Source organism: Streptomyces sp. NPDC020884, from assembly GCF_044333935.1.
Taxonomy (GTDB): domain Bacteria; phylum Actinomycetota; class Actinomycetes; order Streptomycetales; family Streptomycetaceae; genus Streptomyces.
Map to the genome: position 1 here is coordinate 106,469 of NZ_JBIRRY010000013.1, position 22,748 is coordinate 129,216.

Genomic DNA, 22,748 nt, shown 5'->3' on the forward strand with positions numbered 1-22,748 from the left:
ACCGACCCCCACGCTCCCACGGTGCGGCCGCAACGCGTCCGGATCCAACCCCCTAAGTGAACCGGCCCCATCCCCTCGGTGAACTCTGGGCGACGAGTGTTCGAGATGGCACTCGGACGGCTGGGAGGGAGTCGTCGCACCCGCATAACCTTGAAGCATGGACGTGAACGCGGCGGTCGCCGCAGCTGCAGCGATCGCCGGGCTGTGCACCGGTGTGATCGCCATGCTGGCGTTCCGCTGGAGCGAGCGCGACCTGAAACGACCCACCCGTACGTCGCTCCGGCCGGACGGCAACGCCGCCCTTCCCCCCGGAGTGGACACCGTCCTCTCCGTTCTCAGCTCCTCCGCCGTCGTCCTCGACGAGAGCGACGGCGTGGTGAAGGCCAGCTCCGCGGCGTACGCCCTGGGCCTGGTCAGGGGTGGCCGGCTGGCCGTCGAGCCCATGCTCAACATGGCCAGGGACACCCGGCGGGACGGGGAGATACGCCAGGGAGAGCTGGACCTGCCCCGGCGCGGTACGGGCCGGGGGGACACCCTCGCCGTCTCCGCCCGGGTCGCCCCGCTGGGCTCGCGGCTGGTGCTGCTGCTCGTCGAGGACCTCACCGAGGCCCGCCGGATAGAAGCGGTACGGCGCGATTTCGTCGCCAACGTCAGCCATGAGCTCAAGACGCCGACCGGAGCGCTCTCGCTGCTCTCCGAGGCGGTCATGGACGCCTCCGAGGACCCGGAGGCGGTGGAGCGGTTCGCCGGGCGGATGCAGATCGAGGCGACCCGGCTGACCAACCTCGTCCAGGAGCTCATCGACCTCTCCCGGGTGCAGAACGACGACCCGCTGGAGGACGCCGAGCCGGTCAAGGTGGAGACGCTGGTCGCCGAGGCGATCGACCGCTGCCGCCAGCAGGCCGGCTCGAAGCAGATCACCATGGCCTCCGCGGGAGCCGAGGGCCTCACCGTCTGGGGCAACCGCGGCCAGCTCGTCGGCGCGCTCGGCAATCTCGTCGAGAACGCCGTCAACTACAGCCCCGCCCACACCCGCGTCGGCATCGCGGCACGCCGCATCGCCTCGCCCGGCGGGGACCTCATCGAGATAGCCGTCACCGACCAGGGGATCGGCATCTCCGAGAAGGACCGCGAACGGGTATTCGAGCGGTTCTATCGCGTCGACCCGGCCCGCTCACGGGCCACCGGTGGCACCGGTCTCGGCCTCGCCATCGTCAAACACGTGGCCGCCTCGCACGGCGGGGAGGTCACCGTCTGGAGCTCCGAGGGACAGGGCTCCACCTTCACCCTCCGGTTGCCCGAATCGGGCGCCACGAGGGAGCGCACCACCGGCGGACCGCTTATCGTCAACGGCGACGACGAGGGGCCGTACGAGACCGACACCTTTGACCCCTTCCCTGCCCCGGAGGCTCGACCGTGACCCGAGTGCTTGTCGTCGAGGATGAGGAATCCTTCAGCGACGCCCTGTCCTACATGCTGCGCAAGGAAGGTTTCGAGGTCGCCATCGCGGCGACCGGCCCCGACGGGCTGGACGAGTTCGAGCGCAACGGCGCCGACCTGGTCCTGCTCGACCTGATGCTGCCCGGTCTGCCCGGCACCGAGGTGTGCCGCCAGCTCCGCAGCCGCTCCAACGTCCCGGTGATCATGGTCACCGCCAAGGACAGCGAGATCGACAAGGTCGTCGGGCTGGAAATAGGAGCCGACGACTACGTCACCAAGCCCTTCTCCTCCCGTGAGCTCGTCGCCCGCATCCGCGCGGTCCTGCGCCGCCGGGGTGAGCCGGAGGAGGTCACCCCGGCCGCCCTGGAGGCGGGCCCGGTCCGGATGGACGTGGACCGGCACGTGGTCACCGTCTCCGGCGGCAAGGTCGACCTCCCGCTCAAGGAGTTCGACCTGCTGGAGATGCTCCTGCGCAACGCGGGCCGCGTGCTGACCCGGATGCAGCTCATCGACCGGGTCTGGGGCGCGGACTACGTCGGCGACACCAAGACCCTCGACGTCCATGTGAAGCGCCTGCGCGCCAAGATCGAGCCCGACCCGGGTGCGCCGCGCTATCTCGTCACCGTGCGGGGCCTGGGGTACAAGTTCGAGCCGTAAACCGAAGGACGCGGGCTTGCGCGGTACGCCGAAGGGCGCCTCCCGGCCGGGAGGCGCCCTTCGGCGTACGAGCCTGTGTTACGGGGCTGGGGGCCGCCGGGTCAGCGGGCCGCGGGCTGCGAGGCGGCGTCGCCCGCGCCCTGCGTGCCCGCGTCGCCCTGGGCCCCGGTCTCGCCCTGCGCACCGGTCTCGCCCTGGGCGCCCTCGGTGCCCGCGCCGTTCGCCGCACCGGTCTCGCCCTCGGGCGTGCCGGGGGTCTCCGCGTTGCCGGACGCGGTGCCCGACGGCGTCGGGCTCGGCTTCGGCGCGGGCGCCTCCGCCTTCGGGCTGGGGCCGAAGTCCTTGAAGAAGCCCTCCGCCGGGAAGACGCTGGCGCCGAGGCCGACGTCGCCGGTCCGGCTGAGCTTGAAGACGACCTGCTGGACGTCGCCGGCGCGCGCGGCCTCGCCGCTGTTCTCGATCACGGCGGCGGCGTTGCCCTTGCCGCCGATGACGACCTTGCCGCCGGCCGGGACCACGATGGGGCCCTTGCCCTCGGCGGCCTGGAGCGTCACCTCGACGTCGCTGCCGGGCAGCGTGACCGCCTCCAGCACCTCGCGCTCGGTGCCGTCGTTGAACAGCGTCGCGGCGACGACGGCGGGGCCGTCCGCGCCGCCCTCGGGCTGCGTGAGCACGTTCACGTTCTGGATCTTGATGCTGCCCACCGAGGTGGCCGCGTTGTCCGGCCTGACCTTGAGCGTCTCCGCGTTGTTGCCGGCGGCGCAGGCGGACAGGGAGACGATCGAGAACGCGGTGGCGGTGGCGGCGAGAGCGCCGTGTCGAAGGCTGCGGCTCACGGCGGCGGCATCTCCTTGAACGATCGGACTGCGGGCTTCGGACGTCGAGCGTCGAACGGCGGTGGAAGCCGCCCTAAGGGTGTGTCAGCGGCCTTAGGCTACCGAGCCGCCGCGCCCGCCCCGCACCCGACCCGCCCCAAGGGTGCGTACGCCTCTCGCCCGGGGGCGCCGAGGGGAGCGGGACGGCTCTCCCGGCAAGCCAGCCAAGGGGTACGAGCGGTGTTCTACCGGCCGGTACGTCATGTGCCGTTCACATAATCCGCGTGATCAATTCTTCCGCCCGTGCCGTGCCTTCTTCGCCATTCCCCGCCGCGCGGCTTCTTCGCCCTTCGTGTTCCCGCTTCGTGTTCGCGCCGCGTTCGGAGGGGAAAGGGGCCGCACGGTGCGTGGCTTGATCAAATTCATTGCGGCCGGGAAGTTACGTCCGTACGGGTGAGCGATCACCGAACGGGGTGTGGAATGATGGCCCCCTCGAAGCCGACAAAACGGGACTTTCGCCCTCTTCTGTAGGGCTTCCGGCTCGTGTGACGTGGATGTTTCGCTCCGGGCGCACAGTGGCTCCGACCTGCGAATACCGTCTTCCGGATGCCTTCCGCAGCACGTCCGTGTTGCTGTTGTCAAGCCCCGAGATATGCCCTGACCTGCGAAAACGCCATTCAGGAGATGCGATTCTCGTGTTACTCTGGATAGCCACGGAAGGGGTACCTGTCACATGACGTTCAAGGTTGGCGACACCGTGGTCTATCCCCATCACGGGGCCGCGCTGATCGAGGCTATCGAAACTCGCCAGATCAAAGGCGTGGACAAGACCTACTTGGTGCTCAAGGTCGCCCAGGGCGACTTGACGGTTCGTGTGCCGGCGGACAATGCGGAGTTCGTGGGCGTGCGCGACGTAGTCGGTCAGGAGGGACTGGACCGGGTCTTCGAGGTGCTGCGTGCACCGTATGCCGAAGAGCCGACGAACTGGTCCCGGCGTTACAAGGCAAATCTCGAAAAGCTCGCCTCCGGCGATGTCATCAAGGTCGCGGAAGTCGTACGTGACCTGTGGCGTCGGGAGCGCGAGCGCGGTCTCTCCGCCGGAGAGAAGCGCATGCTCGCCAAGGCCCGCCAGATCCTGGTGAGCGAGCTCGCTCTCGCGGAGAACACGAACGAGGACAAGGCCGAGGCTCTGCTCGACGAGGTCCTCGCGTCCTGAAACCGGATCACACCGGTCGTACCACCGGATCACACCGGTCCATGAATGTGCCGCGGTGCCCGCTGACCAGTCGTTTTCACGCTGTGTCGTCGGGCGCTCCGGCATGTTCGGACCCGAATCCGCGTCCGATGCCCGACTGCCGGTAACCCCCGTGCCCGCGGTGTGATCCGCGTATGCGGCGGCCGCCGGTGATCAGGCGGCCCCCGGTGCTGCGTGAGCGCCCGCTCCGACCTGTGCTCGACCGGGTGTCACGGAAGGGGCCCGGTGCGAGTCAGGGCGTCACGCCCGGCTCGCTGGGCCCCTACCCATGTCGGTCGTGGAAACAAACCTGCCGAACCTTCGGACCTTCCCCCTCTGACCCCTGGGGCCCCGGGACTCTCGGACCCTTCGGACTTCTCGGACCTTCGGAGTGCAACCGATGTCATCGACGCCATCCCCGACCGACCGGCCGCGCCCGCCCCGTACCGCCGCGGTGATCCCCGCCGCCGGGCGGGGCGTGCGGCTCGGGCCGGGCGCGCCCAAGGCCCTGCGGGTGCTCGGCGGGACGCCCATGCTGATCCACGCCATTCGCGCCATGGCCGCTTCCCGTGCCGTCTCCCTCGTCGTGGTCGTCGCCCCGCCGGACGGCGCGCCCGAGGTGAAGCACCTCCTCGACGAGCACCCGCTGCCCGAGCGCACCGACTACCTCGTGGTGCCGGGCGGTGAGACCCGCCAGGAATCCGTGCGCCTGGGCCTCGAGGCACTGCCCGAGGACGTCTCCGTCGTCCTGGTCCACGACGCCGCCCGCCCCCTGGTGCCGGTAGACACGGTCGACGCGGTCGCCGCCGCGGTACGGGACGGAGCGCCCGCCGTCGTTCCCGCGCTGCCCCTCGCGGACACCGTCAAGGAGGTCGAGCCCGCCCGGACGCCCGGCGAGCCGGAGCCGGTGCTCGCCACTCCCGTACGGGCCAGGCTCCGCGCGGTGCAGACGCCGCAGGGCTTCGACCGGGACACGCTGGTGCGGGCGCACACCGAGGTCGCGGTCGACGGCGAGGGCGCCACGGACGACGCGGGCATGGTGGAGCGGCTCGGCGCCCCGGTGGTCGTCGTCCCCGGCCACGAAGAGGCGTTCAAGGTGACCCGGCCGCTCGATCTGGTGCTGGCCGAAGCGGTACTCGCCCGCAGGAGGGCCCACGATGGTTTCTGAGCAGCCCGCCGCGGGGACTCCCGCGGCCCCCGTCATCCCGCTCGTCGGCATCGGCACCGACATCCACGCCTTCGAGGAGGGCCGCGAGCTGTGGTGCGCGGGCCTGAAGTGGGAGGGCGAGGGCCCCGGTCTGGCCGGCCACTCGGACGCCGACGTCGTCGCGCACGCCGCCTGCAACGCGCTCTTCTCCGCCGCCGGACTCGGCGACCTCGGCCGGCACTTCGGCACCGGCCGGCCCGAGTGGTCCGGGGCCGCGGGCATCACGCTGCTCACCGAAGCCGCCCGGATCGTCCGCGCCGAGGGCTTCGGGATCGGGAATGTCGCCGTCCAGGTCGTCGGCCTCCGCCCGAAGATCGGCAAGCGCCGCGAGGAGGCGCAGCAGGTGCTGTCCGCCGCGGTGGGCGCCCCGGTCTCGCTCTCCGCCGCGACCTCCGACGGGCTCGGCTTCACCGGCCGCGGCGAGGGCATCGCCGGTATCGCGACCGCCCTGGTCTACCGGACCGCCTGACGCCCGGGGCCCGGCCTGCTGCACATCGCTTGCACGTACGCTGACCATGCAAGCGATGGGCGGCACGAGGCGGGAGTGGTACCGGTGACCAGCGCGACCACGGCGATGGCGGGGACAGTGGCCGACCGGGCCGCCGACGGAGGCCACGGAGACGCCGGGTATGTCCTGCGCACCGCCACCGCCGAGGACCTCGGCGGTGCGCGGGCCGTGATGCTCGACACCGTCTACCGCGACCTGAAGTCCGGTTACGTACCCCGCTGGCACGCCGACATCATCGATTCCGAGGCCGCCTATCTGCGCCCGGAGCGCTGCACCCTGCTCGTCGTCGAGCACCGCGGCGAGATCGTCGCCACCGGGGCCGTGCGCGACCGGGGCCCTCAGGCCCCGCCCAATCCGCAGTGGGTCGCCGACCGGTTCCCCTCCGGGTCCACCGCCCAGCTCTGCCGGATCTATGTGCGCCCCGAGCACCGCAGGCACGGGCTGGCCCGCCGCCTGGTACGCGAGCTGGGGGAGTTCGCGGTACGGGCCGGCGGCTACCGGGCGCTGTATCTGCACACCGACCCCGCCGTGCCGGGCGCCGAGCCCTTCTGGCGTTCGCTGGCCCGCGAGGTGTGCGACGAGCGGGCGCTGCCCGGGGGCGGGCAGGGGATCGTCCACTTCGAACTGCCGATGCCCGGAGCCGCCCCGGTTTCCGGCGGTACCGTCCGGACCACCCCCGCCGGTTAGATGACAATCGTTTTCATATAAGGTCGCCGCCATGCCCCCCTCGCGCCCCCACCTCCGCCGCGCCGCGCTGCCCCTCGCCGCCGCCGCGCTCCTCGTGCCCGCCGCCACCGCCTGCACCTCGTCCGCGGGCTCCGGCGGATCCGGCGGGGACCAGCGGCTGAAGGTCGCCCTGGCCTTCCCGCCCGCCCAGGCCATGTCCCCGTACGGGGACGACGCGGTCATCCTGAGCCGGCTCGCCGTCGTCGAAGGGCTGACCCGGCTCGACCGCAACGGTCGGGCCGAGCCCGCGCTCGCCGCCTCCTGGAAGCGCGCAGGCGACCGGGCCTGGGAGTTCACCGTCCGCCGGGACGCCGTCTTCCAGGACGGGACGACGCTCGACGCCGCCGCCGTGGCCCGCTCGCTGGCCGCAGCGCAGAAGGCGTCCCCCAAGCCCCGGGTGCTGTCCGACACCACGCTCACCGCCACGGCCGAGGGCGCGGACACCGTACGGATCACGACGAAGGACGCCGACCCGCTGCTGCCCCAGCGGCTGGCCAACCCCTCGCTGAGCGTGCTGTCCGCCGCCGCCTACCGGGGGGCGAAGGTCGACCCCGCCGGGCACGCCACCGGACCCTTCACCCTCGCCGAGGTCAACGGCGCGGTCAGCGCCACCCTGGAGCGCAACGACACCTACTGGGGCGACCGGGCGAAGGCCCCCGGCGTCGACGTGCGGTTCGTCGCCGACGGCACCGCCCGCGCCAACGCGCTGCGGACCAAGGACGTCGACGTCGCCGAGTACGTGCCCATCTCGCAGGCCTCGCTGCTCGGCGACGGCCTGGTCCACGCGTTCCCGTCCGCCCGCACCAACGGCCTCTCCCTCAACACCGGGCGCGGCGTCTTCGCCGACCCGGCGATGCGCGCCGCCGCCCGCGAGGCCATCGACTCCCAGGCGCTCGTCGACGGCGTCTACGAAGGGCGCGCCGACACCGCCCAGGGGCTGCTCGGCCCCGGCGTCCCCTGGGCCGCCGACCTGCGCACCGCCCCCACCGGCCGGGCGAAGGCCGCCGCCCCGGCCGAGGTCGCCAAGACCCGGCAGATCGTGCTCGCCACCTACACCAACCGGCCCGAACTGCCCGAGGCCGCCACCGTCGTCCAGCAGCAGCTGGAGAAACGCGGCTTCACCGTCAAGCAGGTCGTCCGCGACTACGCGCAGATGGAGGCCGACGCGCTGGCCGGGAAGTACGACGCGTTCATCCAGGCCCGCAACACCCTCCTGGACACCGCCGACCCGGTCTCCTACCTCGCCTCCGACTTCACCTGCGACGGCAGCTTCAACATCACCCAGCTCTGCGCGAAGTCCGTCGACGCCGCCGTCGACCGGGCCGCCGCCCTCGCCGACACCGATGCCCGCCACCGCGCCGAGATGACCGCCGAGGCCGCGATCCTCGGCTCGGACGCCCTCGTCCCCCTCGTCCACGAGCGCTTCGTGCAGGGGTACGACGACGCCCGCGTCCGGGGCGTCGCACTCGACCCGATGGAGCGCACCCTCATCACCGCCGACACCCGCGTCGGGTGACCGCGTGAAGTACCTCGCCGGACGGCTCGGGGCGCTGCTCGCCGTCGTCGCGGTGATCGGGCTGCTGCCCTGGCTGACCCGGACCGACCCGGCCCGCACGATCCTGCACGCCCGGTACGCCGACCGGGCCCCGACGCCCGAGACCCTCGACGCGATCCGCGCCGGGACCGGACTCGACGGCGGGCCGCTGCACGTCCTGGGCGGCTGGTTCGGCGGGCTGTTCCGGGGCGACCTGGGGGAGTCGTGGGTCTCCGGGCAGCCCGTCGGACCCGATGTGACCGCCGCGCTGGGCAACTCCCTCACCCTGATGGGCGTCTCGCTCGCCGTCGCCGTCCTCCTCGCCCTCGCGCTGAGCGCGGCGACCCTGCGGCGCGGGGCCGCGCGCCGGATCGTCCGGGTGCGCGCCGGCGCGGGCGCGGCGGTGCTCGCCGCGCTGCCGGAGTTCCTCCTCGCCACCGTGCTGGCCACGGTGTTCGCCGTGCGCCTCGGGTGGTTCCCGGCGCTCGGCTGGGGCGCGCCCGACCAGCTGGTGCTGCCCGCGCTCGCCATGGGCGTCCCCGCGGGCGCCCTGCTCGGCCGGCTGCTGGACGACGCCCTGCCCGGCGCGTTCGCCGAACCCTGGGCCCGCGCCGCCGCCGCGAGCGGGATGCCGGGCCGGATCGTCGCCCGCCACGCCCTGCGCCGTACGCTGCCGGGCCTGCTGCCCCAGCTCGGCCTGGTCGCGGTCGGGCTGACCGGCGGCGCGGTCGCCGTCGAGACGCTGTACGCCATCCCCGGCCTCGGCGGTACGGCGCTGGCCGCCGCCCTCGCCCAGGACCTGCCCGTCCTCCAGGCGGCCGTCCTGGTCCTGCTGCTCCTCGGCGTCGCCGCGGGGCTCCTCGCCCGCCTCGCCGTCCGCGTGCTGCTGGGCCCCGCGCTCACCGACCGCGCGCTGCCCGCCCTCGTCGCGCCCCGGCTGCCCGGCCGCCGCGCGCTCACCGTCGCCGCCCTCGTCCTCGGCGGCCTCCTGATCGCCGTCACCGTCGCGGGCCTCCTGCGCGACCCCCTCCAGGTGGAGACGGCCGCCCGCCTCGCGGGCCCGTCCGCCGCGCACCCGCTGGGCACCGACAACCTCGGCCGCGACGTCCTCGCCCGCCTCGGCCACGGCGCGGCCCGCACCGCGCTGGCGGCCGTCGCGGTCGGAGCCGTGACCCTCCTCCTCGGCCTCGTCCTCGGAGCCGTACGCGCCGGAGCGCTCACCGAGACCGCGAACGCGCTCCCCGCCGTCCTTGCCGGTCTCGTCGTCGCGGGCATCGCCGGGCCGGGCCCCTGGGGCGCGGCTGCCGCCGTCGCCGCCGTCGCCTGGGCCCCGCTCGCCGCGCACACCGCAGCCCTGTACGCCCAGGAGAAGGCGGCCCCGCACCTCGCCGCCGCCGTCGTCCTCGGCGCGGACCGGGCCCATCTGCTGCGCCGCCACGTCCTGCCCGGAGTCCTGCCGCCCGTCGCCCGGCACGCCCTCCTGCGGGTCCCGGCCGTCGCGCTCGCCCTCGCCTCCCTCGGCTTCCTCGGCCTCGGCACACAGGCACCCGCGCCGGAGTGGGGCCGGATGCTGTCGGAGAACCTGCCGTACGCGGAACGCGCCCCGTGGGCGGTCCTCGCCCCCGCCGTCGCCCTCGCCGCCCTCGGCGCGCTGGCCGTCCTCACCTCGGCCGCCGTGCGCGGGCGCACCCCGGCGGGCCTGAAGTGAACCCGCCCGCGCCGGTACGCGGACCCGGGGGCGCCCCGTGACCTCGCCCCCGCGCGCCCCCGCCGAGGCGCGCCGCCGGCTCCGGCTCGCGAGCGCGCCCACCCCCTACCTCCGGCTCCTGACCGCCACCCAGTTCGCCTTCAACACCGGCTTCTACGCCGTCCTGCCCTACCTGGCCACCCACCTCGGCAGCGGGCTCGGCATGGCGGGCTGGCTCGTCGGGCTCGTCCTCGGACTGCGCACCTTCAGCCAGCAGGGCCTGTTCGTCGTCGGCGGCGCGCTCACCGACCGGTACGGCCCGCGCCCCGTCGTGCTGGCGGGCTGCGCCCTGCGGATCGCCGGGTTCGGCTGGCTCGCCCTCGCCGGATCCACGGCCACCGTCATCGCCGCCGTGCTCCTCATCGGCTTCGCCGCCGCGCTGTTCTCCCCGGCCGTCGAGTCCGAGGCCGCCCGCGAGGCCGTCCGGCACGAACGGGACACCGGCACGCCGCGCGCCCACGTCCTCGCCCTGTTCTCCGCCGCCGGGCAGGCCGGGGCGTTCCTCGGACCGCTGCTCGGCTCGCTGCTCCTGCTGCTCGGCGGCGGCTTCCGGGCCGCCTGCCTCGCCGGGGCCCTCGTCTTCGCCGCCGTCCTGGCCGGGCACGCCCGGCTGATGCCGCGCGCCGACCGCGTACCGGACCGGACCCGCGCCGCCGTCACCCGTACGGCCCAACAGGGGCGATCGTCCTGGCGGGCGGTGTTCGCCAACCGGGCGTTCCTGCTGCTCTGCCTCGCGTACAGCAGCTACCTCGTCGCGTACAACCAGCTCTACCTCGCGCTGCCCCTCGAGGTGGAACGGGCCACCGGGTCGGAGGCCGCCCTCGGCTGGCTCTTCGCGCTGTCCTCGCTGCTGGTCGTCGTCGCCCAGCTGCCGCTGACCCGCTGGTCCGCCCACCGCATCGCCCCGCGCACCGCCCTGGTCACCGGCCTCGTGGTCGTCGCCGCCGGGTTCGCCGCCGTACCGCTCGCACCCGCCGGCCCCGGCGGTCTGCTGCCCGGCGCGGCGCTCGTCGTCCTGCTCACCCTGGGCCAGATGCTGCTGGTCCCCGCCGCCCGGAGCCTGGTGCCGGACCTGGTCGAGGACGCCCGGCTCGGGCTGGCGACCGGGGCCCTGTCCTCCGTGTCGGGGTTCGCGGTCCTCGGCGGGAGCGCGGCGACCGGGGCGCTCCTCGACGCACCCGCGCCCGTCCGGTGGGCGGCGCTCGCGGCGGTCCCGCTGGCCGGGGCGGCGCTGGCGTTCACCCTTCCGGCGGGACGCGGCGGGAAGGAAGCGGAGGCGCGCGCGGTTACGGGGTAGAAGCATCGGACCGACCGCCCCGCAGGGACCAGGAGGACGTACGCATGACCGCCGCACTCTCCACCGAGCTCAAGAACCTGCTCGACACCCCCGTGTTCGTCAACATCGCCACCATCCAGCCCGACGGCAGCCCCCAGGTCTCCCCGGTCTGGGTGAAGCGCGACGGCGACGACGTGCTGATCTCCACCACCGCCGGCCGCCGCAAGGAGAAGAACCTCCGCCGCGACCCGCGCGTCACCGTGGTCGTCCAGCCCTTCGACGCCCCGTACAGCTACGCCGAGATCCGCGGCGAGGCGACGCTCACGACGGACGGCGGTCAGGAGCTGATCGACGAGCTCTCGCTGAAGTACACCGGCAAGCCGTACGCGGAGTTCAACCCGAACTCCGGCGCCGACGACCCCCGCGTGGTCGTCCGCATCTCCCCGCGCAAGGTCGTCGGCAGCATCTGAGGCTCCGAAAGGCCGCTCGCACACCCCGGAAAACGCTCTCCGGACCGGTTCGGGCCATCCCGGTACCAGAAAGTTGTCCCCGCGATCCCCAAGGGTCGCGGGGCACTGGTGCGGGCCTACTACCCTTGAGGCGTGACTATTCGCCTGCACGACACCAACGCCCGGCAGATCCGTGACTTCGTCCCGCTCGCAGCGGGCTGTGTCTCGATCTACCTCTGTGGCGCCACTGTCCAGGCAGCACCGCATATCGGCCACATCCGCTCGGGCCTGAACTTCGACATCATGCGCCGGTGGTTCAGCTACCGCGGCTACGACGTCACGTTCATCCGGAACGTCACCGACATCGACGACAAGATCATCGCGAAGTCCGCCGAGCAGGGCCGCCCGTGGTGGTCGATCGGCTACGAGAACGAGCGCGCGTTCAACAACGGCTACGACGTGCTCGGCTGCCTGCCGCCCACCTACGAGCCCCGCGCCACCGGCCACATCCCCGAGATGATCGAGATGATGCGCGGCCTGATCGAGCGCGGTCACGCCTACGAGGCCGACGGCAACGTCTACTTCGACGTGCGCTCCCTGCCCAGCTATCTGGAGCTCTCCAACCAGGAGCTGGACGATCTGCGCCAGCCCTCCGGCGAGGGCGAGACCGGCAAGCGCGACCAGCGCGACTTCGCCATGTGGAAGGCCGTGAAGCCGGGCGAGCCCAGCTGGGAGACGCCCTGGGGCCGCGGCCGGCCCGGCTGGCACCTGGAGTGCTCCGCGATGGCCCACAAGTACCTGGGCTCCGCCTTCGACATCCACGGCGGCGGCATCGACCTGATCTTCCCGCACCACGAGAACGAGATCGCCCAGGCCAAGGCCTACGGCGACGCGTTCGCGAAGTACTGGGTGCACAACGGCTGGGTCACCATGTCCGGCGAGAAGATGTCGAAGTCGCTGGGCAACTCCGTCCTCGTCAGCGAGATGGTCAAGCAGTGGCGTCCGATCGTCCTGCGCTACTACCTCGGCACCCCGCACTACCGGTCGATGATCGAGTACAGCGAGGAGGCCCTGCGCGAGGCCGAGTCCGCGTTCGCGCGGATCGAGGGCTTCGTCCAGCGCGTCACCGAGAAGGCCGGGGAGACCGTTCCCCCCGCCGCCGAGGTGCCGCCCGCCTTCGCCGAGGCGATGGACGAGGACCTGGGCGTGCCGCAGGCGCTGGCGATCATCCACACCACCGTCCGCCAGGGCAACAGCGCGCTCGCCGCCGACGACAAGGAAGCCGCCACCGCCCGCCTCGCCGAGGTCCGGGCCATGCTCGGCGTCCTCGGCCTGGACCCGCTCGACCCGCACTGGGCCGGCGAGGGCGACCGGGGCGAGGACCTGCACGGCGTCGTCGACACCCTCGTCCGCCTCGTCCTCGACCAGCGCCAGTCGGCCCGCGCCCGCAAGGACTGGGCCGCCGCCGACGCCATCCGCGACCAGCTCAACCAGTCCGGCCTCGTCATCGAGGACAGCCCCACCGGCCCCCGGTGGACGCTGGGACCGCGCTGAGCACCCGCTCCGAGCAGTGAGATTGTGCCGCCCGGCGATCCGGGCGGCACACTTTCCTTATACGTACGTACGTCTGAAAGCAACGAAACAGGTAGAGATCATGGCCGGGAACAGCCAGCGCAGGAACCGCCGCACGTCCAACAAGAAGGGCATGCAGGTCGGCAGCGGTGGCCAGCGACGCCGTGGTCTCGAAGGCAAGGGACCCACGCCGCCCGCCGCCGCCCGCAAGGGACACAAGAAGAACCGGGTCGCCGGCGCCCAGGCCAAGCAGGCCGCGGCCCGCCGCCCCGCGCCCCGGCGCGGCGGCGTGAAGGGCACCTCGGAGATGGTCGTCGGCCGCAACCCGGTCTACGAGGCCCTGCGCGACGGCGTGCCCGCCAGCACCCTGTACGTCCAGCAGTACATCGACAACGACGAGCGCGTCCGCGACGCCCTCAAGCTCGCCGGCGAGCGCGGCAACATCAACCTGATGGAGGCCCCGCGCCCCGAGCTGGACCGGATGACGAACGGCCTGAACCACCAGGGCCTCGTCCTCCAGGTCCCGCCGTACGAGTACGCGCACCCGGAGGACCTCACCGCCGCCGCGTACGACAACAACGAGGACCCGCTGATCGTCGCCCTCGACGGGGTGACCGACCCGCGCAACCTCGGCGCGATCGTCCGCTCGGTCTCCGCGTTCGGCGGTCACGGCGTGGTCGTCCCCGAGCGCCGCGCGGCCGGCATGACCGCGGGCGCCTGGAAGTCCTCGGCCGGCACGGCGGCCCGCACGCCCGTCTCCCGGGTCACCAACCTCACCCGCGCGCTGGAGGGCTACCAGAAGGCGGGCCTCACGGTCGTCGGCCTGGCCGCCGACGGCGAGCACACGGTGGAGGACCTGGAGCAGCTGGCCGGGCCGGTCGTCATCGTCATCGGCAGCGAGGGCAAGGGCCTCGGCCGTCTCGTCGGCGAGACCTGCGACTACCGGGTGCGGATCTCGATGCCGGGCGGCGCGGAGTCGCTCAACGCCGGTGTCGCGGCGGGCATCGTGCTGTACGAGGTGGCGCGCCGCCGTAGTTAGCCGAGCCGCCCGCCGGGATGTCCCGGCGGTGCGCGCACCGGGGTGGACCCGCTCCCCGCGGGGAGAACGGGTCTGCTCCCCGGGCGAGTTGAGGGGACGACCCGGGGCGCGTCGACGCGCGAACGCCGAACACAGTTCCAGGATGCCCGAGTTTGGCCGGATCTTGACGGGTCTCGGACAGATCCGGGCGGTCAAGGCAGTGTCCTAAACACACATCACTCGGTTAGATGAGTGTGGACACCAGAACGCCTCGGTTCGACGAGCAACCCGCCCTGAGCATGACCAAGGTGGACAGCGACCCCGCGCAGGTCATCGTCAACCACGCCAGCTTCCGGGTGCAGCTCGCCCCGGGCCAGCGCGCACGGCTGCGCGGTGCCCCCGCGGAAACGGCCCGCATCCCCGCCATGAGCGGCGCCGCCGGAGGCCGCAGGCGGGCACCGGTCGTCTGGAGCGGGAAATCCGCTCCTGGCGACCCCGGCGCGACGGGCCTCCTCCAGGCCGTGCGCAACTCCACCGCCGGGCACCTCGACGCCGGACCCGGCGGGGTCTCCGGGGACGGGCACGGGCACGAAGCGGGCGCGACGCAGGTCATCCCGCTCCTGGAGGAGACGCAGCCCAACCCCGTACTGACCGCCCCTCACCAGCCGGGACGCACCGGCCCGCTGCTGCCGCCCATGCGGCAGGCCGTCGGCGCGTACGACGATCCGGCCGACGACCTCGGCCGGCCCGGCGCCCCCGGCGACGACGACTACGACGAAGCAGCCGACTCCCGCGCCCGGCGGAACGGCAACGACCCCGTCCGGCACGCCTATTACCCCGGCCACCGGATGAACCTGGGCGTCGTCCTGCTCCCCATGCGGGTGCTCCTCGGCTTCATCTCCATCTACGCCGGCATGGGCAAGCTGTGCGACCCCGTCTACTTCGACGGCGGCGAGCGCGGCTCGATGGTGAAGTGGCTGACCTCCCTGCACCCGTGGGCCGCCGCCGAGCCGCTGCGCGACTTCGCGCTCTCCCACCCGGTCGGCGCCGGACTGACCGTCGCCTTCCTCCAGGTGGTGGTCGGCGTGCTCACCGTCCTCGGACTCTGGCAGCGGGTCGCCGCCGCGTTCGGCGCGCTGCTCTCCGCCGCGCTGCTGGTCACGGTGAGCTGGCGCACGGTCGCGGTGTACGACGCACCCGACATCATCCTGCTGGCCGCCTGGAGCCCGCTGATCATCGCGGGCGCGCCGGTCTACTCCGTGGACGGCCGACTGGCCGGGGAAGCCTGGCGCAAGCTCGGCCCGCGCTCGGAGATCTGGGACCTGCGCCGCCGGGTCCTGCGCCGGGGCACCGTCGTCGGCACGGTCGTCGTCGGCCTCACCCTGCTCATCGGCTCCATCCTCGGCGGCGCGGTCCGCTCCACCGAGGTCGTCACCGTCCCCGGCCGCAACGACAACCCCACCAACCGCCTCCCCGGCATGCCGCTGCCCCAGGAGTCCACCGGCGAGCGCCAGTCCTCCCGTACGCCCGACCAGCAGCGGCAGCCGGAGCCCACCCGCTCCGGCGCGGCCACCGCCCCCGCCCCCGGCCAGGCCACCCCGGGCGCGCCCCGCGAATCCGGCGGCCAGAGCACCGGTTCGGACACCCAGCCCAGCCAGACCCAGGGCACGGGCCAGGCGCCCCCGCAGCAGTCCACCCCGCAGCAGCCCCCGGCCGCCACCAGCGCCGGACCGGCCTCGTCCGGATCCACCGGCGGCGACGCCTCCTCCGGCGGCGGCGGCGAACCGGCGCCCACCGGCGGCTCGACCTCCTCCGGCGGCGAGGGATCCACCTCCGGCGGCGGCCGGAACCCGATCGGCGGCCTGCTCGGCTGACCCCGTACGACAGCGACGAGAAGCGGCCCCCACTCGGATTTCCGTCCGGGCGGGGGCCGCCTCTCATTGCTGTCGTACGGGCGCGGGCCGCTGTCAGCCGGCGGGGGAGCCGAGCTCGCGGGCCGCCTCGGTCAGGTCCTTCGCGGTGTCGATGGCCCGCCAGTACGCCCCGTTCGGCAGCGGATACCCGGCCAGCCGGCGCTCACGCGCGAGCCGCGGGAACGTGGTCCGCTCGTGGTCGCCCCGGTCGGGCAGCAGCTTCGTGAACGCGGGCGAGAACACGTACACCCCGGCGTTGATCAGATACGGCGAGGGCGGCGACTCGATGAAGTCGGTGATGTGCCCGAACGCGTCGGTCTCCACGGCGCCCCAGGGAATCCGCGGCCGGGCGAGGGCCAGCGTGGCCGTCGCGTCGCGCTCCGCGTGGAAGGCGGCCATCTCACGCAGCGAGAAGCGCGTCCAGATGTCGCCGTTGGTGGCGTACCAGGGCTGCTCCGGGTCGGGCAGCCGCCCGGCCGCGTACTTCAGCCCGCCGCCGCGCCCCAGCGGCTCGGTCTCCACGACGGTGGTGACCCGCAGCGGCAGTACGGCGGCCTCCAGCCACTCCTGGAGAACCTCGGCGAGATGCCCGCAGGAGACCACGGCGTCGGTGACTCCCTCGGAAGCCAGCCAGGACAGCTGATGGCCGATGATCGGAGTCCCGGTTCCGGGGATCTCGACCATCGGCTTGGGGCGGTCGTCGGTGTACGGCCGCAGCCGTGACCCCTGGCCACCGGCAAGGATCACGGCCTGCGTCGGATACGTATGCATGGCAGGCACGATATGCGGTGCCCGCCGGCCGAAGGCGGCGCTCGGCGCGCCCGCCGCCGGGGCTCAGCTGAACTGCGCGACGCCGGAGGCGAACGAGGTGTCGCAGACGGGCCGGGAGAAGCGGTGCGCACGGGTCGGGCCGTACTGCTCGACGGCCGCCTTGCCGAGGGCCTTCGCGATCGACATGCAGTGGCGGGCGAGCGACGGGCGCTGCTCGACGGCGCGCTGGAGGCCCGTGAGCGCGCTGCCCGGGTCCTTCTCCTGAAGCTCCACGAGCAGCTTCTCGCGCAGGACGTCCTGCGGGGCGTGCGGCTTCGCGGGCTTGGACACGGTCTCCGAGGAGGCGGCCAGCAGCTTGGAGTCGTTGTCCGTCGCCGCCCACGGAACGCTGGTGACCGCGAGGGTCCCGGACAGAACCATGACGACGGGCAGGACGAGAGCGAGGGATCGGCCGATGCGGCGCGCGGTGTGGGTCACGCAGTGAGCGTAGCGGCCAGTGATGACTTGGCGACAATTCGTCACCCTCGCGGGGGATGGTTCGACGCGCCCTTTCGAATACGAGGTTGACGAACGGAGGCGAAATGCCCTGTGTGCCGGGGTATTTGATGCCACCCGGCACCGAAACCCCCACCGGCCGGGACCACGCAAACGGCCCCGCACCCCCTTGCGGGGAGTGCGGGGCCGGGCGTAGAGCGGGCGGCGGGTCAGTTGGTGAGACGCTCGCCGGTGGAGGTCGCGAAGACGTGCAGCTCGTCCGGGCGCGGCACGACGTGCAGCTCGGTGCCCTTCTCCGGGACGGCACGGCCGCCGACGCGGACGACCAGGTCCTTGTGCTCGCCGCCGACCTGCGCGCCACCGTAGACGAAGCCGTCGGCGCCGAGCTCCTCGACGACGTTCACGGAGACGGCGAGACCGGCCGGCGCGTCCGAGGAGTCCTTGGTCAGCGACTTCGCGGCGGCGCCACCGTGCTCGACGATGTCGAAGTGCTCGGGGCGGATGCCGACCGTGACGGTGGTGTCACCGCGGTCCGCGGCGGCGCTGAGCGCCTCGCGGGACACCGGGACGACGCTGTTGCCGAACTTCACGCCGCCGTCGGTGATCGGGACCTCGATGAGGTTCATCGCGGGGGAGCCGATGAAGCCGGCGACGAAGAGGTTCGCCGGGCGGTCGTACATGTTGCGCGGCGAGTCGACCTGCTGGAGCAGCCCGTCCTTCAGCACCGCGACCCGGTCGCCCATGGTGAGGGCCTCGACCTGGTCGTGGGTGACGTACACGGTGGTGATGCCCAGCCGGCGCTGGAGCGAGGCGATCTGCGTACGGGTGGAGACACGGAGCTTGGCGTCGAGGTTCGACAGCGGCTCGTCCATGAGGAAGACCTGCGGCTCACGCACGATGGCCCGGCCCATCGCCACACGCTGACGCTGACCACCGGAGAGCGCCTTCGGCTTGCGGTCCAGGTAGTCGGTGAGGTCCAGCATCTTGGCGGCCTCTTCGACCTTCGCCCGGATCTCGGTCTTGTTGATACCGGCGATCTTCAGGGCGAAGCCCATGTTGTCCGCGACGGACATGTGCGGGTAGAGCGCGTAGTTCTGGAACACCATGGCGATGTCCCGGTCCTTCGGCGGCAGGTGGGTGACATCGCGGTCACCGATGCGGATGGCACCGCCGTTGACGTCCTCGAGACCCGCGAGCATGCGCAGGGAGGTCGACTTGCCACAACCGGAGGGACCGACGAGGACGAGGAACTCGCCGTCCTCGATGTCGATCTCGAGCTGGTCCACGGCCGGCTTCGTGGAGCCGGGGTAGACGCGGGACGCCTTGTCGAACGTGACACTGGCCATGCTGAATCTTCTCCTCAACCGGCAGGAACGTGCCGGACGATCCGAGTAGGGAGTGGTCTGGTCCACAGACGCGAACCTGCCGTGACGCTACCTGGCGGTCATGTGGTCTGTCAGTACCTCCTGGGTCACGAAAATCGCCTCGTGAACGTGGGAGATGCCAGAGCAATGCACTTTTGGCCCGCCCCCGTGTGAGGGGAGCTTCCTGCTTCGACGTCCACCGCCGACCGGACGCCGCCCTGAAGGCGACACCCCGCCAGTCTCACGCGGACTCCACAGGCATCACGGCCGACGGCCCGTCGGTCCGGAGCGTACTTTCTTGCGTATCCCCTGGCTGACTATGCCGTCAGCACCACGTCCGGTACCTCGGACGACCTGATCACCGGTGGCATGGCCCGCCCCGGAGGCAGCGCCGACGCCAGCAGCTCGTACATCCGCATCCCCTCCTCCCGCAGATTCCGTGCCGCGTTCACATCTCGGTCGTGCACCGCACCACACCCACCGCAGGACCAGCCGCGCAGGGCCAGATCCAGCTTCGGCCCCGTCGTCCCACATGCCGAGCAGCGCCGCGTCGAGGGGAAGAAACGGTCGACGACGACCAGCGTCCGGCCGTACCACGCGCACTTGTACCGCAACTGCCGGAGCAGCTCGCCCCACGAGGCATCCAGGATCGCCCGGTTCAGCCCCGCCTTTCGCCGACGTCCCCTCCCTCCCGGTGACCGCAAGAGCGAGGCGACGGCCAGGTCCTCCACCACGAGCACTTGGTTCTCGCGCACGAGGCGGGTGGTGAGCTGGTCCAACGCGTCCCTGCGGACATCGCTGATCAGGGCGTACAGCCGGGCGATCTCCTGCCGCGCCTTCTCTCTGTTCCTTGATCCCTTTTCCTTGCGGTGCAGGCCCCGCTGGAGAGCCGCGATCTTCGCCCCGTACTTCTTGAGCAGTCGCGGGTGGTCGGCCTTCTCCCCGTCGTCCAGCGTGACCAGCGTCGCCAGACCGAGGTCCAGACCGACCGCCTTCGGCACGCCACCGTCCCGCAGAAACACGGGCGGCAGCGGCTCGATCCGCTCCTCCACCAGCACGGAGACGAAGAAGCGGCCCGCCCGGTCACGGCTCACTGTCAGCTTCACCGGCCGCACGCCCGCTGGGAGCGGCCGGGACCAGCGGATACGGAGCGGCCCGGACTGCTTGGCCAACGCGATCAGCCCCGTACCCGGCCGCTCCGGGTCCTCCACCCAGCGGAAGCCCGTACGGACGTACGTCGCGGAGTCCCGGGAGCGGCTCTTCTTCCTACGCTTCGGGTGCTTGGCCGTTGCCTTGAAGAACCGTCCGAACGCGGCGTCGAGGTGGCGGAGCGCCTGCTGAAGAACGGTCGAGGACACCTCCTGCAACCATCGCGTCTCTTCGGCGTTCCGCCAGCCTGTGAGAGCCCGGCAGGATTCCGCGAACCCGAGCGACACCCGGTGCTCGCGCCAGGCCCTGTCCCGCAGGGCGAGGCCCTCGTTGTAGACCCAGCGGCAGGCGCCGAAGGTCTTGATCAACTGATCTGCCTGGGTAGGGGAGGGGTAGCAGCGGTACCGGTAGACACGCTGGCAGGTGCCGGCTTCCGGCGTCCGCCGCCGCATGGGTACGGCCACCCGCTGCTGATGCTTGACCCGGCCGGGAACGCCCAACGCCTCACGCTTGACGCGCCTCGCCCCCGCGCCGGTGACGCGGAGCTGCCCGTCGCTTTCCATCGACCCTCCCCCTGTCCGATATTCGGATGGCACTTCAGTGCCTTCAACGAACAGGTGAGTGGGAGGTCACGGCTGCCCGATATGCCTGTCCGTGGGGAAGCTGGGCTGTGTAGAGTTGTGATGTCTCGATGCGCGTCCTCGGCGTGCGGAGTGTGCCTCCTTAGCTCAGTCCGGCCCAGAGCGGCTGTCTTGTAAACAGCAGGTCGTCGGTTCGAATCCGACAGGGGGCTCAGCGTGAAGCCCAGGTCAGACATCGTCTGACCTGGGCTTCTGCCGTTCCCCCTGCCCCCTGACAGGGCCGCCGCGAGCCCGCGCCACCATGGGTGGGACCGCCCGCACCGCCGGCGTCCGGTGTGGCCACCGTTCTTCGGGTGGGCTCTCGGTCCACTGTGGCGAGAGCGAAGAACGGCGGCGGCCGTTACCTGCGGGGAGCGCCGGGCGTGAGGCCCGTGCTCCGCGATCCCCACTGTCGCCCGGATGGGCCGGGCCCGGCCACACTGTTGCGGCTGAGTGCAAAAGCGCACGTCATCGGGCCAGGACGGGACGCTGCCGGGCGCGGCCTCACCGGTGGGTTCGTTCCGCTGCGGGGTGCGGGGGCGTCCGGTGGTGGGCGTGCCGTACGCGAAGCAGCAGGGTGCGGGTGTCGGGACGGTCGGCGGGGGTGCGGGCCAGGCAGTCGCGGATGATCTTGTGCCAGGGGTGCGGCAGCGTGGCCGACAGCCGCAGTGCCTGCGTTCGCCCGGCGTAGCGCGTGGCCGCGTCGCACCGGGCGCCCGTCGTGCCGCCCGGCAGGGGGAACGCGCCGGTCAGGACGACATGGGCGAGGACGCCGAAGGCCCATACGTCGACCGACGGCCGCACGCGTGTGCCCCGCTCGTCCATCTCCGGCCACAGTTGTTCCGGCGGGGTGTAGTCGCGGCTGGCGTAGGGGGGTGCGTAGGCGTGTGCGCCCTCCAGTTCGGCGGCCGTGTTGAAGTCGGCCAGGCGGACCGAACCGTCCGCCATCACCAGGATGTTGGCCGGTTTGAGGTCGCCGTGTACCCAGCCCGCGTCGTGCAGCTGGGTCAGGCCCTCGCAGATCTGCATCAGCACCGTGCCGGGATCGGCGGGCGCCGGGGCGGTGTCCAGGCACCGGTTGGCCCGTTCCAGGACCAGGACGGTGGCGCCGTCGAGTTCCGGGTGCCGGGGATCGTCGACGACGAGGGTGTCGTACATCCGGATCAGCCGCGGTGACCGCAGGCGGCCGAGGAAGGTCACTTCCCGCTCGATCAGGCCGCGCAGGTGGTCCGGCCGGCGGGGGGTGCGGGGGCCGGGCGGCCAGAACTTCAGGGCGACGGTGCGGGGCGTGCCGTGGGTGGAGTGTGCTCCGTACACGGTGGTGAAGGCGCCCGACGCGAGGGGCTCGCGGACTTCCCAGTCCCCGACGCGGTAGCCCTTCGGGACGGTGACGGTGTGCCGGTCGGCCTTCATCTGCATCCCTCGTACGCGGGCGCGGCGAGTACGACGAGGTCGTCCTCGCGCACCAGGTCGAAGCGCAGGGCGAGGGAGGCCAGGGTGTCCTTCTTGCCGTTGGAGCGCCGGCCGGGTTCGGCCGCCTCCGGGCCTGGCCGTACGCGCAGCTTCAGGGCCAGGTAGTCGATGTTCCAGTAGACGGAGGAGCGGCTGACCGCCGGCCATACCGGGCGCAGCCGTTGTACGAGTTGGTCGACCGCGGGGGTCGGGGCGTGCGGTTCGCCGCGCAGGCGGGGTTCGCACAGGGCGGCCAGGACCGCGAAGTAGCGTTTGGTGCGGTCGAGCGTGAACGCGGGGGCCGTCACGGACCCCGGCAGTTCCCGGGCCTCCGCGCTCGCGAAGACCTGGCGCGGCGCCCATACGTCGAAGGTCAGCAGATCGCCCGCGGCGGGCAGCACGACACGGGAGAACTCGAACGCCACGGGTGCGTCGACCCGGCCGGGGGCGACCTTGATGTGTTCGCCGGCGCCCTCCGGGTTCTCCACCACGTAGGTCTGCCCGGCGCTGCGGTTGGTCAGCAGCCAGAAGTCGCGCTGTGCGGAGATCTCCCCGGCGAACCGGGGGACGCCCTCGTGGGCGATGGTGAGGCCGCCGGGCGTTTCCCGTCGGCCGAAGGCCAGACTCTCACCGGGGGCGATCCTGATCTGGTCGCCCGGACGCGCGCATGCCGGAGGTACGACGATGACGCTGTACATGGACTTGTCCCCTCGTCAAGCCATGAGGGCCACCCTCCCCCGGTCCAACATGGGGGAGGGTAAGCGAGGTTGACGTCGGGCGCAAAGGATGTCCGGTGTTCGG

19 protein-coding genes, 1 tRNA gene and 1 pseudogene are annotated in these 22,748 nt (G+C 72.5%); 14 read left to right on the forward strand and 7 right to left on the reverse strand.

Translation table 11 applies throughout. The annotated features are described in order from the left end of the window. Positions 1–157 precede the first annotated feature (157 nt). Positions 158–1,420 (forward strand): sensor histidine kinase, encoded by a 1,263-nt coding sequence (locus tag ACH4UK_RS33515; protein WP_398362506.1) that lies wholly within the window; start codon positions 158–160, stop codon positions 1,418–1,420. Next, the gene (locus ACH4UK_RS33520) at positions 1,417–2,097 is read left to right on the forward strand and encodes a response regulator transcription factor (RefSeq protein ID WP_003968183.1); all 681 of its coding nucleotides are present in this window, start codon (positions 1,417–1,419) and stop codon (positions 2,095–2,097) included. Before ACH4UK_RS33515 ends, ACH4UK_RS33520 begins: the two co-directional genes overlap by 4 nt. 101 nt (positions 2,098–2,198) lie before the next feature. On the opposite strand, the gene ACH4UK_RS33525 is transcribed toward ACH4UK_RS33520, so the two are convergent. Beyond that, entirely contained in the window at positions 2,199–2,933 is a 735-nt protein-coding gene (locus ACH4UK_RS33525) for a DUF461 domain-containing protein (protein ID WP_398362508.1), read from the reverse strand. 712 nt (positions 2,934–3,645) lie between these two features. Between ACH4UK_RS33525 and ACH4UK_RS33530 the strand changes: the two genes are divergently transcribed. The 11 genes from ACH4UK_RS33530 (at position 3,646) to ACH4UK_RS33580 (ending at position 16,057) form a co-directional block, all read left to right on the forward strand. Then, entirely contained in the window at positions 3,646–4,128 is a 483-nt protein-coding gene (locus ACH4UK_RS33530; RefSeq protein WP_006380568.1) for a CarD family transcriptional regulator, read from the forward strand. A 418-nt stretch (positions 4,129–4,546) separates the two neighbouring features. Further along, positions 4,547–5,314, forward strand: a complete 768-nt coding sequence (gene ispD / locus ACH4UK_RS33535) for a 2-C-methyl-D-erythritol 4-phosphate cytidylyltransferase (RefSeq protein ID WP_398362509.1) — start codon at positions 4,547–4,549, stop codon at positions 5,312–5,314. Next, the gene (ispF, locus tag ACH4UK_RS33540) at positions 5,304–5,822 is read left to right on the forward strand and encodes a 2-C-methyl-D-erythritol 2,4-cyclodiphosphate synthase (RefSeq protein WP_398362511.1); all 519 of its coding nucleotides are present in this window, start codon (positions 5,304–5,306) and stop codon (positions 5,820–5,822) included. The genes ispD and ispF overlap by 11 nt, the downstream gene beginning before the upstream one ends. Before the next feature lie 105 nt (positions 5,823–5,927). Next, positions 5,928–6,548, forward strand: coding sequence for a GNAT family N-acetyltransferase (locus ACH4UK_RS33545; protein WP_398362725.1), 621 nt, complete (start codon positions 5,928–5,930; stop codon positions 6,546–6,548). A gap of 31 nt (positions 6,549–6,579) precedes the next feature. Then, positions 6,580–8,103 (forward strand): ABC transporter substrate-binding protein, encoded by a 1,524-nt coding sequence (locus ACH4UK_RS33550; protein WP_398362513.1) that lies wholly within the window; start codon positions 6,580–6,582, stop codon positions 8,101–8,103. 4 nt (positions 8,104–8,107) lie between these two features. Beyond that, positions 8,108–9,829 carry an ABC transporter permease subunit gene (locus tag ACH4UK_RS33555; RefSeq protein ID WP_398362515.1) on the forward strand — a complete coding sequence of 574 codons (1,722 nt, stop codon included), beginning with the start codon at positions 8,108–8,110 and terminating at the stop codon, positions 9,827–9,829. A gap of 118 nt (positions 9,830–9,947) precedes the next feature. Next, complete coding sequence (locus tag ACH4UK_RS33560; protein ID WP_398362727.1) at positions 9,948–11,165, forward strand: MFS transporter; 1,218 nt, start codon at positions 9,948–9,950, stop codon at positions 11,163–11,165. A gap of 44 nt (positions 11,166–11,209) precedes the next feature. Beyond that, the gene (locus tag ACH4UK_RS33565) at positions 11,210–11,614 is read left to right on the forward strand and encodes a PPOX class F420-dependent oxidoreductase (protein WP_398362517.1); all 405 of its coding nucleotides are present in this window, start codon (positions 11,210–11,212) and stop codon (positions 11,612–11,614) included. A 132-nt stretch (positions 11,615–11,746) separates the two neighbouring features. Then, on the forward strand, positions 11,747–13,147 hold the full coding sequence (gene cysS, locus ACH4UK_RS33570; RefSeq protein ID WP_398362518.1) for a cysteine--tRNA ligase: 1,401 nt from the start codon (positions 11,747–11,749) through the stop codon (positions 13,145–13,147). A 100-nt stretch (positions 13,148–13,247) separates the two neighbouring features. Further along, positions 13,248–14,204 (forward strand): 23S rRNA (guanosine(2251)-2'-O)-methyltransferase RlmB, encoded by a 957-nt coding sequence (rlmB, locus tag ACH4UK_RS33575; RefSeq protein WP_398362520.1) that lies wholly within the window; start codon positions 13,248–13,250, stop codon positions 14,202–14,204. 227 nt (positions 14,205–14,431) lie between these two features. After that, positions 14,432–16,057, forward strand: a complete 1,626-nt coding sequence (locus ACH4UK_RS33580) for a DoxX family membrane protein (protein ID WP_398362522.1) — start codon at positions 14,432–14,434, stop codon at positions 16,055–16,057. A gap of 93 nt (positions 16,058–16,150) precedes the next feature. Here the strand turns inward: ACH4UK_RS33580 and ACH4UK_RS33585 are convergent, their stop codons facing one another. The 4 genes from ACH4UK_RS33585 to ACH4UK_RS33600 form a co-directional block, all read right to left on the reverse strand. Next, positions 16,151–16,867, reverse strand: coding sequence for an NDP-sugar synthase (locus tag ACH4UK_RS33585; protein WP_398362524.1), 717 nt, complete (start codon positions 16,865–16,867; stop codon positions 16,151–16,153). 63 nt (positions 16,868–16,930) lie between these two features. Then, positions 16,931–17,344 carry a hypothetical protein gene (locus tag ACH4UK_RS33590; protein ID WP_398362526.1) on the reverse strand — a complete coding sequence of 138 codons (414 nt, stop codon included), beginning with the start codon at positions 17,342–17,344 and terminating at the stop codon, positions 16,931–16,933. Between the two features lie 227 nt (positions 17,345–17,571). Continuing rightward, a complete protein-coding gene (locus ACH4UK_RS33595) occupies positions 17,572–18,708 on the reverse strand; it encodes an ABC transporter ATP-binding protein (protein ID WP_398362528.1) in 1,137 nt (378 codons plus the stop codon). A 335-nt stretch (positions 18,709–19,043) separates the two neighbouring features. Further along, positions 19,044–20,438 (reverse strand): RNA-guided endonuclease InsQ/TnpB family protein, encoded by a 1,395-nt coding sequence (locus ACH4UK_RS33600; RefSeq protein ID WP_398362529.1) that lies wholly within the window; start codon positions 20,436–20,438, stop codon positions 19,044–19,046. Positions 20,439–20,592: 154 nt separating this feature from the next. Here ACH4UK_RS33600 and ACH4UK_RS33605 point away from each other — a divergent pair. Continuing rightward, a tRNA-Thr gene (locus tag ACH4UK_RS33605) sits at positions 20,593–20,668 on the forward strand. Between the two features lie 379 nt (positions 20,669–21,047). Here ACH4UK_RS33605 and ACH4UK_RS33610 read toward each other — a convergent pair. Beyond that, a pseudogene (locus ACH4UK_RS33610) lies at positions 21,048–21,908 on the reverse strand (protein kinase); the annotation flags it as partial. After that, on the reverse strand, positions 21,905–22,645 hold the full coding sequence (locus ACH4UK_RS33615; protein ID WP_398362531.1) for an FHA domain-containing protein: 741 nt from the start codon (positions 22,643–22,645) through the stop codon (positions 21,905–21,907). The gene ACH4UK_RS33615 and the pseudogene ACH4UK_RS33610, both read right to left, overlap by 4 nt. Between the last annotated feature and the right edge of the window lie 103 nt (positions 22,646–22,748).

Bases quoted from the DNA above. Each gene is read 5' to 3' on its own strand.
- ACH4UK_RS33585 (WP_398362524.1), bottom strand. From the start codon at position 16,867: ATGCATACGTATCCGACGCAGGCCGTGATCCTTGCCGGTGGCCAGGGG.
- ACH4UK_RS33600 (WP_398362529.1), bottom strand. From the start codon at position 20,438: ATGGAAAGCGACGGGCAGCTCCGCGTCACCGGCGCGGGGGCGAGGCGC.
- ACH4UK_RS33550 (WP_398362513.1), top strand. From the start codon at position 6,580: ATGCCCCCCTCGCGCCCCCACCTCCGCCGCGCCGCGCTGCCCCTCGCC.
- ACH4UK_RS33580 (WP_398362522.1), top strand. From the start codon at position 14,432: ATGAGTGTGGACACCAGAACGCCTCGGTTCGACGAGCAACCCGCCCTG.
- ACH4UK_RS33530 (WP_006380568.1), top strand. From the start codon at position 3,646: ATGACGTTCAAGGTTGGCGACACCGTGGTCTATCCCCATCACGGGGCC.
- ispF (WP_398362511.1), top strand. From the start codon at position 5,304: ATGGTTTCTGAGCAGCCCGCCGCGGGGACTCCCGCGGCCCCCGTCATC.
- ispD (WP_398362509.1), top strand. From the start codon at position 4,547: ATGTCATCGACGCCATCCCCGACCGACCGGCCGCGCCCGCCCCGTACC.
- ACH4UK_RS33615 (WP_398362531.1), bottom strand. From the start codon at position 22,645: ATGTACAGCGTCATCGTCGTACCTCCGGCATGCGCGCGTCCGGGCGAC.
- ACH4UK_RS33515 (WP_398362506.1), top strand. From the start codon at position 158: ATGGACGTGAACGCGGCGGTCGCCGCAGCTGCAGCGATCGCCGGGCTG.
- ACH4UK_RS33595 (WP_398362528.1), bottom strand. From the start codon at position 18,708: ATGGCCAGTGTCACGTTCGACAAGGCGTCCCGCGTCTACCCCGGCTCC.
- rlmB (WP_398362520.1), top strand. From the start codon at position 13,248: ATGGCCGGGAACAGCCAGCGCAGGAACCGCCGCACGTCCAACAAGAAG.
- ACH4UK_RS33545 (WP_398362725.1), top strand. From the start codon at position 5,928: ATGGCGGGGACAGTGGCCGACCGGGCCGCCGACGGAGGCCACGGAGAC.
- ACH4UK_RS33565 (WP_398362517.1), top strand. From the start codon at position 11,210: ATGACCGCCGCACTCTCCACCGAGCTCAAGAACCTGCTCGACACCCCC.